Below are 12052 nucleotides of genomic sequence, written 5' to 3'. Positions count from 1 at the left end.
CCGTCATGCGACGGTCGCGCGATCCTGCGTCGTCATACGAGGACACATCACCGGCTGAGGGTCGTGAACCGGCGCACCGACAGCGGGACGAACACCAGGAACATCGCCACCGTGAACATGAGCACATAGACCACCGGATGCTCCAGCGGCCACGAGGCGGTGGATCCGGAGCTGGTCGGGGCGTTCCCGAACAGCTCGCGGACCGCCTGGACCAGCGCCGACACCGGGTTCCATTCGGCGAACACGCGCAGCGGACCTGGCAGGTTCTCGCTCGGCACGAAAGCGTTGGAGATGAACGTCGCGGGGAACAGGATCAAGAACGAGGCGTTGTTGATCACCTCGGGGCTGCGCACGATGAGCCCGAGGAAGGCCATCACCCACGAGAAGGCGTAGGAGAACAACAGCAGCAGGCCGACGCCGGCGAAAAAGTCCAGCACCGACGACTCCACCCGCCAGCCGACGATGAAGCCGGTGAGCATCATCACGATCAGCGAGAGCACGTTGATCGCGAGGTCGCCCACCGTGCGGCCGATCAGCACCGCGGAGCCGTTCATCGGCAGCGTGCGGAATCGGTCGATGATGCCGTCCTTGAGGTCCTGCGCCATCGCCGAGCCGGAGTAGGTGGATCCGAACACGATCGTCTGCGCGAAGATGCCGGCCATGAGGAACGATGTGTAGTCCTCACCCTCGACGGCGATCGACGACCCGAAGACGAACGTGAACAGCAGCACGAACATGATCGGTTGGATGAGGGTGAACACCAGGATGTCGGGCACGCGCACGATCTTCTTGATGTTGCGCCACGTCGTCACGTAGCCGTCGGAGACGAACCGGGTGAACGCGGAGCCCGGCTGGGGCGTGAGGGTGCGTCGCGCCGGTCGGACGGTTCCGTGATCGGTCGTGCTCATGCCGCAGCCTCCTCGTCGTCGGTGTTCTCGGCGGCGTGTCCGGTCAGCTGCAGGAAGACATCGTCGAGGGTGGGTCGGCGCATCCCGGCGTCGTGGAGGGAGATTCCCGCCGCGGTGGTGTCGGCCATGATGCTGGCCAGCGCCGCCGATCCGTCGGCGACGGGCACGACGAGAGTGCGCCCGCCATCGGAGGTCGCCTCAGCGGTGCCGTGTCGGCCGAGGATCTCACGCGCCGCCCGTGCGTCGGACTCGTCGACGAGGGTCACGGCGACGCGCTGGCCGCCGACGGACGCCTTGAGCTGGTCGGCCGTCCCCTCGGCGATGACCCGTCCGCTGTCGATGATCGATATCGAGTCGGCCAGTCGGTCGGCCTCCTCCAGGTACTGCGTGGTCAGCAGTACCGTGGTGCCGCCGTCGACGAGGGACTCGATGATCTCCCACAGTGCCAGGCGGCTGCGGGGGTCCAGCCCCGTCGTCGGCTCGTCGAGGAAGAGCACGGGCGGATTGATGACGAGTGCGCCCGCCAGGTCGATGCGCCGTCGCATGCCGCCGGAGAAGCCCTTCACCGGACGGTTCTGCGCGTCGACCAGGTCGAACAACTCGATGAGCTCGTTCGCCCGTCGCGTCGCCTCCTTGCGGCCCAGGTGGTAGAGCAGCCCGACCATCAGCAGGTTCTCGAACCCGGTGAGGTTCTCGTCGACGGCGGCGTACTGTCCGCTCGCGCCGCTCATGCGCCGGATCGCCTGCGGGTCGGAGAGCACGTCGACCCCGTCGATCACCGCCGACCCGGAGTCGGGTCGGATGAGTGTCGTGAGGACTTTGACCGTCGTGGTCTTGCCCGCGCCGTTGGGTCCGAGCAGGGCCGTGACCGTGCCTTCGGGCACGGACAGATCCAGTCCGTCGAGGGCGCGCAGCACGGGCGCACCCTTGGGTCGGTACGTCTTGACGAGTCCGCTCGCCTCGATGAACGCCATGTCCGGATGGTAGTGCCCTCCGGTGACATCCGGGCGAGCGGACGAGGTCGCCCGGTGCCGACCGCGGCGGGCTCAGCCCTGACGGGACTGCTCGAGCAGCTCCGGGTGGTGAATCGCCGCGACGTCGGGGTGGGCCCGTAGCCGCGACTTCAGTTGGTTCTCGCCGTACGTGCCGTGGATGACGTTGTCGGGGTCGTCTTCGACGCCGCGCGAGGTCGACCGGTACTCCTCCGCGATGTCGAGGCGGGGCATCTGCACCGCCAACGCCGGGTTGAAGAACAGGGGCACGGAGATGCGCTCGGTGCCCTCCGCGGGCGCGATGACGCGGTGCACGGTGGCGCGCAGATACCCGTCTGTCGCCCATTCGAGCAGCTCACCGATGTTGACGATGAGCGCGCCGTCCACCGGCGGGACATCGTGCCACCGACCCTCGTATTCCACTTGGAGCCCGCCGGCGCCCGGTTCGATCCACAGCAGCGTGAGCACACCGGCATCCTTGTGCTTGCCGACCCCCTGCCGCGAGGGGGCGTCGTCGGGGACCCCGGGGTACCGCACGATCTTCACATGCGTCTGCGGGTCATCGGCGAACAGGTCCAGCAGCGACTCCGCCGGGGCCCCGAGGGCATCGGCCCACGCCTCGAGCAGGCGCCGTCCGATGGCCGTCAGCGTCTCCGACCATTCCTCCACGACGGTGCGTAGGCCCGGGAGCGCGCTCGGCCACAGGTTCGGTCCCTCCAGCACGACGTAGGCCGGGTCATCGGGGCCTCGCTCGATCGGCTCGCGCCCGGGGCCGATGTCGATCTGCTCGCGCCAGTCGACCTTGCCCTGGGTGAGCTCTCCACCCAGTCGTGCGTACCCACGGAAATGCGGTGAGGTGAGGTTCTCGATTTCGAGCTTGTCTTCGTCCGGGAGGGCGAAGAACGCGCGAGAGGTCTCCAGCAGGCGCTCCTGCAGGTCGTCGGGGATGCCGTGACCGACGAGACTGAAGAAACCCACCTCATGGGTGGCGCGGCGCAGGTCGACCCGGAAGCGCTCGGCGGCTTCCGGGCCGGCGTCGAGGAGCGACATGTCGAGGACGGGGACGGGGGAATCGGTCATGACGTCGAAGGTAAGCCGGGTGGGGGCGGCCTCGGCGATTATTTCGTCATGAACGGTGGAATATGTCGTCATACGAGCGCACGCGCGTCGCCGTCCTCATCGGCCGGCGGCAGGCAGCGTGCGGTGCGACGTCCACCGTACCGACGGCAACCGTCGCCCATGACGGACGAGTTCACCGAGCTCGGCCAGGCGGCGGGTGATCCCCCACAGGGTGACGCGCGCCAGGGACTCCGCGACGATCGAGCCACTCATCTTCGATACGCCGCGCTCGCGTTCGACGAAGGTGATCGGCACCTCGACGACGCGGAGCTGGCGCTGCAGGGCCCGCCACAGCAGGTCGACCTGGAAGCAGTACCCCTGCGAGGCGACGTCCGCGAGGTCGATTCGCTCGAGAGCCCGGGCGTTGAACACCCGGTACCCGCCGGTGGCGTCACGCACGTCGATGGCGAGCGCGAGTCGCGTGTAGATGTTCCCCCCGCGACTGATCACCTTGCGGTGCAACGGCCAGTTCTTCACTTGCCCGCCGGGTGTCCACCGCGAGCCGAGGACGACGTCGTGTTGGGACAGCTGGTCGATCATGCGGGGCAGATCGGCCGGATCGTGGGATCCGTCGGCATCCATCTCCACCAGTGCCCAGTAGCCCCGCTCCAGCCCCCACGCGAATCCCGCGAGGTAGGCGCCGCCCAGGCCGTCCTTCTCCGCGCGGTGAAGCACGTGCACCTCGGGGTGGCGGTTCGCCAGCACGTCGGCGAGGTCGCCGGTCCCGTCGGGGCTGGCGTCGTCGACGACCAGGATGTCGGTGTGGGCGTTGGCCGCCAGCACGCGTCCCACGATGGGCTCCAGGTTGTCGATCTCGTTGTAGGTCGGGATGATCACCAGCGTCTTGAGTGCGGCGTCGTCGGTCATGGGGTCTCTCTTCCGGGATGGACTCGCGCGCTCAGGCGGCGAGGCTGGCGAACACGATGAGGTTGTCGGTGTAGTGGCCGATGGTGCGATCGAAATCGCCGGCGCAGGTGATGAGCCGGAGGGCCGGTGCGGGGACGTTGTCGTACACGTCCGACGTGGGGAAGTTCGCCTTCGTCGACTGGATGGCGCCGGTCACCACGAAGGTGAGCGTCCGGCCGCCGGTCATCTCGACGTCGATCTCGTCCCCCGGCGCCAGCTCGTCCAGGCGTTGGAACACGGCCGGCCCGGTCGGCGAGTCGATGTGTCCGGCGATGATGGCCGGACCGATCGATCCGGGTGCGACGCCCTCCGCATACCAACCGGCGGTGTCGTAGTCGACAGGCGCCTGCAGTTCGCCGGCGGCGTCGACCGCCAGGTCTTCGAGCGCCGAGTCGACGCCGAGGCGGGGTATACGGACCGTCTTCGGGACGCCGAGGTCGACCTCGTCCGCCGGCGCCGAGGGGTCCTGCAGCCCGCCCGCGGAGAAGGGGTTCGCGCTCTCCGTCGCGTTGGGTGTCGCCGCGACCGGCGCCGCGTCGGGTTCCTCCTGCAACGCCGCCGCGTGGACGACGCCGACGGTGAGGAGGGCGACCGCGAGCAGGCCGATCGGCGACCACAGGCCCGCACGCACCGCCCGGGTCACGACCCGCTCCCTGCGACGGCGTCGCATCCGCCGAGGTCGCCCGCGAGCATCGCCGCGCCCAGCGTGATCCACGCGCGGCCGTAGTAGGTCGGGTTCTCCTGCGAGAGGGTCGCGGCGGCGGCGAGGTCGTCGCGCGCCGCCGACGCGTCGCCGGCGGCGGCGGATGCGGCGGCGCGGGCGACGATGCTCAACGGGCTGCGGTCGGAGGTGACCGCACCGCCGCCCAGGTCGAGCACCGCGGCCGGCTCATCGGCGTATGACAGGGGCTCCCGTGCATCGGCGACGAGATCGCGATCGGCCGGCGCGCACGACTCCGCGTAGCGGATGATCGTGCGCTGCGCGTCGTACCCGTAGGTCACCGCATCGCCCTCCCCGGATGCTCCCGCGACCGGGGACACGGTGCCGTCGGCGCGGATCTGGGCCCAATCCGGGGGAAGTGCGGCGGCGTCGAAGAGCGCCTCGGTGGCGGCGGCGCTTCCCTCGGCCAACTCTTCCCAGCGCTCGTCGCCGGTGGCGGCGCCGAGGATCGCGAACGCCGTCGGGGAGGCGTAGCTCGGGTTATAGGGCAGCGGATCTTCGCCCTCCGCCCACAGCCCGGGCAGGAGAACGCGCCCGAGCGCCGTCTCGACGGTCAGCTCGTCCAACAGCGCATCGGCGAGCGCGACGCCGTCGTCGGACAGATCGGCGCGGGCGAAGCGGTCTCCGGCGAGGACGAGTGCGCGGGCCGCGTCGAGTTCGGCATCGGACGCCGGCTCCGCGTCGACGACGTCGCCGTCCTCCCACCGCCATGCCAGCAGGCCGTCCTCGCGCACGAGCTCGTCCTGGGTCCACTCCCAGATCTCGTCGAAGCGCTCTTCGTCAGCCGCGACGACGGCCGCGAGCATGCCGTAGGCCTGTCCTTCGCTCACGGTGTCTCCCCCCTGGTCATGGCGCACCACCCGGCCGTCCTCGACCCACTGGTCGAGGAACGCCGCGGCGTGGGCCTCGGCATCGCTGCGCTCGGGCGAGGCATCGGTCGTGCACCCCGCGAGCAGCGCGACGACCACGACCGGTACCGCGACCGAACCGATCCGTCCGATGGACATGCGATCAGATCCCGAAGAGCCATGCCCCGGCGGGGACGCCCGGTGCCGGTGAGACGCGGTCCGCGTCGGCGAGTCCGCCGGCACCGGTGTCCACGCCGCCCTCAGGGACGGCGCCCACGGCGGCCGAGTCGGTGACGGTCATGATCTCGAGGCCTCCCGAGGCGGTGTCGAGGACGAAGAGCGTCGAGACGCTGCCCTCGGCTACGTCGATCGACGTCTCGCCGGTCACCGTGCCGCCGTCGAGCTCGAGGGTCCAGGGGCCGGCGGGCACTTCCGCGTAGCCGGTGGCGTCGCCTGCCTTCGCGCCGCGCGCGATGGGCACGCCGGTCGAGGTCACGACATCGACTTCCGCGGTCTGCGTGGAGGCCTGAATCAATCGGATGCGGGCCGAACCGTCGGACGGCCGGCTGAGGTCGTCGCTGATCGCGGTGACCTCGAGGTCATCCGATGGCCCGAAGGCGACGACGGTGTTCGCGCTCTCCGGATCGATCGTGACGGTTCCCGAGATCGCGGGGGCGGTGCCCTCTGCGGCGTCCGAGGGGACCATGCTGACGGTGTAGGTCCCCGCGTCGAGCTCGGTGTACGGCGATACGTCGCCGTAGCCGACGCCCTCGAGCTCGAACTCGACGGCTCCTCCGCTCAGGGCGGTCACCTCGACGTCGACCGACTTGGTGTCGGGGGAGAGGTGCCCCAGGCGCAGCCAGCCGACGGAATCCTCGGCGGCTCCCGCGGCCGGTGCGACCAGCAGGACTGCGGCGGCGGCCGCCCCCGCAGTCAGAGCGGCCAAGGTGGTCCGCAGCGGGCGGCGGTGATGGGCGTGAGTGGTCATGACGGTCCTTTCGTGTGATGTGTGCGGTGCGATGGCGTGCCGGTGGGCACCGACGTGCTGTGGTGTGTCAGGAGAGGGCGAAGCGGACGAGGGCGGTGCCATCGGCGATCTCGACGTCAGCGGCGGTGACCGAGCCGGCCACCCTGCGGAGGAGTTCTCCGGCCTCGTCATCGATCGGCTCGCCGTCGACGGACACGATCTCCACCTGGCGGGCGATGGGGCTCTGCTCGCCGAAGACCGTGGGGAATCCTGCGATCTCGACTTCGTGCGACGCGCTCAATGCGCCGAGCACCGTGATGATCCGCGCGTCGACGTGTCCCGCGGCGAGGGCATCGTCCGCGCTCTCGGGCATCTCGATGCGCGGGTTGACGGACAGCTGCGAGCCGAGTTCGGATTGGCGGGTGAAGGCGGCGCTCTGCGCTTCCTCGGCGGTGTCCGCCCCCGCGGGGACGATGCGGCGCACGTCGACCGACTGGTCGCCGTCGCCGAAGGTCGCCACGGGGACGGAGTTCTGCATCGCGCCGGTGACTTCGGGGAACTGCGTGGGGAACGTGCGCATCGACTCGGTGGTGATGACGTAGTCGGAGTCTCGCCATCCGTTCGGCGACGCCGCGGAGACCTCGGGGTCGGTGTCGATCTTGTAGTACCAGATCACGTTCTCTCGATCCCACCCGGCCTCGACCAGGTCGACCCACATGCTGTTGTCGACGATCAGTCGTTGCTCGGGGGCGGCGTTCCGCTCGAGCCAGTCGGTCGCTTCGCGCATCGGACGGTCGAGGTCGGCGGCGACGAAGCCGCGCAGCTGGGTGACCAGGTTCGGTGCGGCCGCCACCGCGGCCGCACCGGCCGCGATCACGACGGCGCCGCCGATGAGCCGACGAACTCCGGCGCGTCGACGAACCCACCGCGCACCCGTGTCGACGATCCCGGCCACGGCGAGCGCGGCGAACGGGAGCAGCATGATGACATAGGGCACCGGAAGGTAGCCGCCCGGGCGGAACATGAAGGCCGTGAGGGCGAGCAGCAGAACGGCGTACGGGCGCAGGCGTCGATGGAAGACCCCCATCGCGGCGGCGACCAGACCGCCGGTGATGAACACGGCGTCGAGCTGCCACCACATTCCGACGGTCGCGCTCATGAGCGAGTCGGGGTCGGCGAGCGATCCGCTGCCTTCTCGGTCGCTCAGCTGGAACAGAACGCCATCGAGCAGGCTCACCTGGCCGGTCGAGCCGACCAGCTCCCCCTTCACCGCCGCCAGCAGCAGGTAGCCGCCGCCGATCAGGACGAGGGTCCCCGCCGCGACGGAGAGGGTGTAGCGGCGGGTCGCCCGCTGGGCGTTGCGAAGCACCACCCACGCGAGGATCGGCAGGGCGAGGAGGAATGTCTCCTTCGTCAGCACGGCGATCCCGAAGGCCGCCGCGGCCCCGACGAAAGCCGCCAGCTGCGAGCGACGCACCGTGGCCAGGACGAAAGCCAGGAGCAGCCACGGCACGGCGAGGTTGTCGAGGTACACCGTGCGGTGGAACTGCAGCGCGAGGGGCGACAGCGAGAACAGGGCAGTGGCCGCGGTGGCGGCGGGCCGGCTGAGCCCGGTGCGGCGCGCGAGGACCCACAGCAGGATCGCCGCGATCAGCGACGCGACGATCGACGCTTCGCGGCCGGCCAGGACGGCGACATCCCAGCGAGCGAACGCTCCCGTGAGCAGCGCGTAGCCGGCGATCTGAATCCAGCCGAGGGGCGGATGGTCGTACCAGTACGTGTAGTGCGCGAGTTCGCCGTAGGTGAGGATGGCGTACGCCTGCGCGGTGTAGGTGCCCTCGTCGTCGATGCGCTGCGGCGAGCCGGCGATGTTGACGAAGGAGACGACCGCCGCGACTGCGATCACGGGGGCGAGCCATGCGATATCGCGTCGGTGGGCGATCCACCACGCACCCATCCGCTCTGTTCGCGAGGGGCGGGCGGAGTTGCCGGTCGGCGCCTCGGGTCGAGTCAGGGTCTGAGTGCTCATCGGGTCGCTCCTGTCGTGGCGTGTTCGGGCGCGTCCGCGTCGTCCGGCGCCGGGATCGAGAGGGTGCCGACGGTGGTCGGGAGGGTGCGGTGGGCGTTGTTGTGCTCCGTCTTCTCCCAGCCGGTCTGGCCGCGCGACTCGCGCCAGACGGAGCGGATCGCCGCTGCGGCGAGGAACATCTGATAGGGCAACGTGCCGAGGACGAGCCGAACGTAGTCGCGCGCGCGGACCTTCTCGGAGAAGACGCGTCCGAACTCGCCCAGGCCGGCCGCCTCGACGGCGATCGTCAGCAGGGTCGGTGCGAGGGGGAGGAAGGTGATGAGGGCGACGGCGGTCGGCACCTTGACGAACAGGATGAGGATCACCGCCAGCGGGATCAGCAGGCCCGTCGCCGCTTGCAGGAACGGCATCGAGAGCATGTACCGCGCGTACATGCGCTGGCGCCGGGTGGGCAGCTTCTTCCACTCGCCCTTGCTCAGCACCTGCAGGAAGCCCTGATTCCATCGGGTGCGCTGCTTGTACAGCGAACGGAACGTCGGAGGCGTCTCCTCCCGGGTGACGTACTCGGGGGAATAGGCGACGACCACCTTCTCGCCCTGACTGGAGAGACGGACACCGAGCTCGCAGTCCTCGGCCAGGCACTCGGCGTCCCAACCCAGGTTGCGCTCGAGTGCCTCGCGCGTGACGAAGACGGTGTTCCCGCCGAGCGGGATGAACCGCGAGCCGGCGTGGAAGTGCAGGCGGGAGCGGAACCAGAAGTAGTACTCCAGGACATTCCGCAACGACCACCAACTGGATCGGAAGTTCATCAGCTGGACACCGCCCTGCACGACGGTCGCGCCCGTTTCGGTGAATCGCGAGTCGATGTGGCGGAGGAGGTCGGGGTGCACGTCGTCTTCGGCGTCGAACACGCCCACGATGTCGCCGGTGGCGTAGGGCAGCGCGCGGTTGAGGGCCTTGGGCTTGTTCTTCGGCACGCTGTCATCGACGACGACCTCGATGCGCGCGGGGTGGCGGGCTGCGGCCGCGCGGACCACGGCCTCGGTGCCGGGGTCGTCGTGGCCCACGATGGCGATGATCTGCACATTCGGGTGCGTCTGTCGGGCGAGCGTGTCCAGCGTCTCGCCCATCACCTCCTCTTCATGGCGGCCGGGGACGAGGAGTGTGAACGTGTGGGCCGGTTCTGTCGGAACCGGCGTGAACCGCGTTCCCCGGTGGATGCGCGAGGAGCGCCAGGCGTACAGCATCCACCACAGCGTCGTCAGGGCGACGGCGGTGAGCAGGATCGACAGGGCGATCAGCGAGCCGGACAGGATCACCGTGCCGACATCGAGGCTCGACGGATCCACCGAGCCGGGTGTGGGGTCGACGATGTCGCGATTGGTCAGACCGCCCGGCTCCGGGGCCAGGGGTTCGGGCGTGAGAAGCGGGTCGGCCGTGTCGGTCGGGAGGACGGTGAGCAAGGGTGGGCCGGCGTGGGTGATCATGCGGGAACCTCCGTGCGGGGTCGGAAGACGACGAATCGATAGGTCAGGTAGCGGAAGAGAGTGCCGAGGGCGAAACCGATGACGTTCCCGGCGATGTTGTCGGCCAGCGTCGAGGTGAAGCCGAGGACGTAGTGCGAGACGTAGAGGCACGCGGCGGAGATGAGAAGGCCGCCGGCGTTCGCGACGACGAACAGCAGCGCCTCCCCGAGCACCGGCCGACCACGGCGGCTGCGGAAGGTCAGGTAGCGGTGGCCGGCATACGCGAAGGCCGTCGCGACGGTGACCGAGACGACCTTGGCCCACACGACCGAGTCGGGCATCACGGTGAACCGCAGCAGGTTGTAGCCGCCCACGTCGATCACGAAGGCGATCGCCCCGACGAGCCCGAAGGCGCCCACTTCCGACAACAGGAGTCGGATCCGCTGGGCCGCGCCGGGCCGTTCGGCGGGAACCGGGGCCGCCGGAGTGATGGTGGTCATGTGTGGTGTTTCGAGGCATCGCCGTGATCGGATGGATCCTCGTGGCGGTGTTTACACGCTGTTCACATCCGGGTGGTCGTCTTCATCGGGCGACCCGACGCGAGGAGACGGCCATGGAAGACCTGCGAAACCAGAGCCTGCGCGAGTACATCGAGCACCTGCGTGAGAGCGGCTACTCCGTCGCCAACGGGCATACCCCGGATCCCGACCTCATCGATCCCGAGGGCAATCCGGTCTACACCTGGCAGGAGGGGTACCCGTACGACGAACGGATGGACCGCGACGAGTACGAGCTGGAGAAGTACCGGCTGCAGGTCGAGCTGCTGAAGTTCCAGTACTGGTTGGAAGACACCGGTGGTCGCGCCATGATCCTCTTCGAGGGGCGGGATGCAGCCGGCAAGGGCGGCACCATCAAGCGCTTCACCGAGCACCTCAACCCGCGCACGTCCCGCGTCGTGGCCCTGTCGAAGCCGACCGAGCGCGAGCAGGGGCAGTGGTACTTCCAGCGTTATGCCAAGCACTTCCCGAGCTCGGGGGAGATCGTGATGTTCGACCGCTCCTGGTACAACCGGGCCGGCGTGGAGCGGGTGATGGGGTTCTGCTCCGACGAACAGTACGAGAACTTCATGGACCAGGCGCCGATCTTCGAGAAGATGCTCATCGACAGCGGCATCCACCTGACGAAGTTCTGGTTCTCGGTCTCACGGACCGAGCAGCGCACCCGATTCGCGATGCGTCAACTCGACCCGGTGCGCCAATGGAAGCTGTCGCCCATGGATATCGCCTCGCTGGATCGGTGGGAGGACTACACCGCGGCGAAGGAGGAGATGTTCCGCCGCACCGACAAGAAGAACGCGCCGTGGACCATCGTCCGCTCGAACGACAAGAAGCGCGCACGGCTGAACGCCATGCGCTTCTTCTTGAATCAGTTCGAGTACGAGGGCAAGGACCACGCCGTGATCGGCGAGCCGGACCCGCAACTGGTCATGCGTGGCAAGCAGGAGACCGCGGACGAGTGACCCGGCCGGTTCAGGCTCGCTGACGGGAGCGGTACGCCGCGACCGCCTCGCGGTTCGTGCACGTGGTCGAACAGTACTTGCGCGACCGGTTCCGCGAGAGGTCGATGACGACGCCCTCGCAGTCCGCCGCCCCGCACCGCCCGAACCGGCTCATCTCATCGGCGCGGATGACGTCGATCATCGCCATCGCGGTCTCCACGAGGATGCGCTCGTGGAACGGGCGGTCCTCCGTGGTCGCGTGGATGTGCCAGTCGGTCTCGCCGTGCCGCGTGAGTTGGGGCACCGCGTGCTGCTCGGCGAGGATCGCGTTCACCAGCGGCACCGCCGAATCGCGGTCGGCGGTGAACAGGTCGCGCAGTCGTGGCCGTATCGCGCGGATCGTCGCCAGGTCGCGATCGGTGGGCGGGGCGCCGGTATAGGAGAAGCGCTCGTAGAACTCCTCGAGGTCGGCGAGGGTCGTCAGGGTGTCGGGCTCCAGGGCGGTGTTCGCCAGGAACACGGACGACTCGAGCGACTCGACCGTGTCATGAGTGAAAGCCATATTGACACATTACCACCGCGCGCCGTACTGTCATCA

12 protein-coding genes are annotated in these 12052 nt (G+C 69.1%); 1 reads left to right on the top strand and 11 read right to left on the bottom strand.

The features are described from left to right. Positions 1-47 precede the first annotated feature (47 nt). The 10 genes from ABD204_RS01845 to ABD204_RS01800 form a co-directional block, all read right to left on the bottom strand. On the bottom strand, positions 48-908 hold the full coding sequence (locus ABD204_RS01845) for an ABC transporter permease (RefSeq protein WP_194423018.1): 861 nt from the start codon (positions 906-908) through the stop codon (positions 48-50). Then, positions 905-1882 (bottom strand): ATP-binding cassette domain-containing protein, encoded by a 978-nt coding sequence (locus tag ABD204_RS01840; RefSeq protein ID WP_194423017.1) that lies wholly within the window; start codon positions 1880-1882, stop codon positions 905-907. Before ABD204_RS01840 ends, ABD204_RS01845 begins: the two co-directional genes overlap by 4 nt. Before the next feature lie 72 nt (positions 1883-1954). After that, positions 1955-2980, bottom strand: coding sequence for an isopenicillin N synthase family dioxygenase (locus ABD204_RS01835; RefSeq protein ID WP_194423016.1), 1026 nt, complete (start codon positions 2978-2980; stop codon positions 1955-1957). Between the two features lie 96 nt (positions 2981-3076). Further along, positions 3077-3886, bottom strand: a complete 810-nt coding sequence (locus ABD204_RS01830) for a polyprenol monophosphomannose synthase (protein ID WP_194423015.1) — start codon at positions 3884-3886, stop codon at positions 3077-3079. Between the two features lie 31 nt (positions 3887-3917). After that, positions 3918-4568 (bottom strand): sortase domain-containing protein, encoded by a 651-nt coding sequence (locus ABD204_RS01825; protein WP_206697118.1) that lies wholly within the window; start codon positions 4566-4568, stop codon positions 3918-3920. Next, positions 4565-5653 (bottom strand): family 8 glycosyl hydrolase, encoded by a 1089-nt coding sequence (locus ABD204_RS01820; RefSeq protein ID WP_194423014.1) that lies wholly within the window; start codon positions 5651-5653, stop codon positions 4565-4567. Before ABD204_RS01820 ends, ABD204_RS01825 begins: the two co-directional genes overlap by 4 nt. A 4-nt stretch (positions 5654-5657) precedes the next feature. Continuing rightward, on the bottom strand, positions 5658-6482 hold the full coding sequence (locus tag ABD204_RS01815) for a DUF4397 domain-containing protein (RefSeq protein ID WP_194423013.1): 825 nt from the start codon (positions 6480-6482) through the stop codon (positions 5658-5660). 67 nt (positions 6483-6549) lie between these two features. After that, positions 6550-8490 carry an ArnT family glycosyltransferase gene (locus ABD204_RS01810; protein ID WP_194423012.1) on the bottom strand — a complete coding sequence of 647 codons (1941 nt, stop codon included), beginning with the start codon at positions 8488-8490 and terminating at the stop codon, positions 6550-6552. Beyond that, positions 8487-9977 carry a glycosyltransferase family 2 protein gene (locus ABD204_RS01805; RefSeq protein WP_194423011.1) on the bottom strand — a complete coding sequence of 497 codons (1491 nt, stop codon included), beginning with the start codon at positions 9975-9977 and terminating at the stop codon, positions 8487-8489. The genes ABD204_RS01810 and ABD204_RS01805 overlap by 4 nt, the downstream gene beginning before the upstream one ends. Next, on the bottom strand, positions 9974-10456 hold the full coding sequence (locus ABD204_RS01800) for a GtrA family protein (protein WP_194423010.1): 483 nt from the start codon (positions 10454-10456) through the stop codon (positions 9974-9976). Before ABD204_RS01800 ends, ABD204_RS01805 begins: the two co-directional genes overlap by 4 nt. 113 nt (positions 10457-10569) lie before the next feature. Here ABD204_RS01800 and ppk2 point away from each other — a divergent pair, with 113 nt between their 5' ends. Beyond that, positions 10570-11475, top strand: a complete 906-nt coding sequence (ppk2, locus tag ABD204_RS01795) for a polyphosphate kinase 2 (protein ID WP_194423009.1) — start codon at positions 10570-10572, stop codon at positions 11473-11475. Between the two features lie 10 nt (positions 11476-11485). Here the strand turns inward: ppk2 and ABD204_RS01790 are convergent, their stop codons facing one another. Continuing rightward, complete coding sequence (locus ABD204_RS01790) at positions 11486-12016, bottom strand: CGNR zinc finger domain-containing protein (RefSeq protein WP_194423008.1); 531 nt, start codon at positions 12014-12016, stop codon at positions 11486-11488. Positions 12017-12052 lie beyond the last annotated feature (36 nt).

Source organism: Microbacterium aquimaris, from assembly GCF_039531285.1.
In the GTDB taxonomy this organism is placed as follows: Bacteria; Actinomycetota; Actinomycetes; order Actinomycetales; family Microbacteriaceae; genus Microbacterium; species Microbacterium aquimaris.
Note: the sequence above shows the minus strand (reverse complement) of the source record. Positions and strands in the feature narration are given on the sequence as shown.

What these genes read in the sequence shown, in the direction of transcription:
- ABD204_RS01840 (WP_194423017.1), bottom strand. Translation starts at nt 1,882, where the DNA reads ATGGCGTTCATCGAGGCGAGCGGACTCGTCAAGACGTACCGACCCAAG.
- ABD204_RS01810 (WP_194423012.1), bottom strand. Translation starts at nt 8,490, where the DNA reads ATGAGCACTCAGACCCTGACTCGACCCGAGGCGCCGACCGGCAACTCC.
- ABD204_RS01790 (WP_194423008.1), bottom strand. Translation starts at nt 12,016, where the DNA reads ATGGCTTTCACTCATGACACGGTCGAGTCGCTCGAGTCGTCCGTGTTC.
- ABD204_RS01800 (WP_194423010.1), bottom strand. Translation starts at nt 10,456, where the DNA reads ATGACCACCATCACTCCGGCGGCCCCGGTTCCCGCCGAACGGCCCGGC.
- ABD204_RS01835 (WP_194423016.1), bottom strand. Translation starts at nt 2,980, where the DNA reads ATGACCGATTCCCCCGTCCCCGTCCTCGACATGTCGCTCCTCGACGCC.
- ABD204_RS01805 (WP_194423011.1), bottom strand. Translation starts at nt 9,977, where the DNA reads ATGATCACCCACGCCGGCCCACCCTTGCTCACCGTCCTCCCGACCGAC.
- ABD204_RS01845 (WP_194423018.1), bottom strand. Translation starts at nt 908, where the DNA reads ATGAGCACGACCGATCACGGAACCGTCCGACCGGCGCGACGCACCCTC.
- ppk2 (WP_194423009.1), top strand. Translation starts at nt 10,570, where the DNA reads ATGGAAGACCTGCGAAACCAGAGCCTGCGCGAGTACATCGAGCACCTG.
- ABD204_RS01820 (WP_194423014.1), bottom strand. Translation starts at nt 5,653, where the DNA reads ATGTCCATCGGACGGATCGGTTCGGTCGCGGTACCGGTCGTGGTCGTC.
- ABD204_RS01815 (WP_194423013.1), bottom strand. Translation starts at nt 6,482, where the DNA reads ATGACCACTCACGCCCATCACCGCCGCCCGCTGCGGACCACCTTGGCC.
- ABD204_RS01830 (WP_194423015.1), bottom strand. Translation starts at nt 3,886, where the DNA reads ATGACCGACGACGCCGCACTCAAGACGCTGGTGATCATCCCGACCTAC.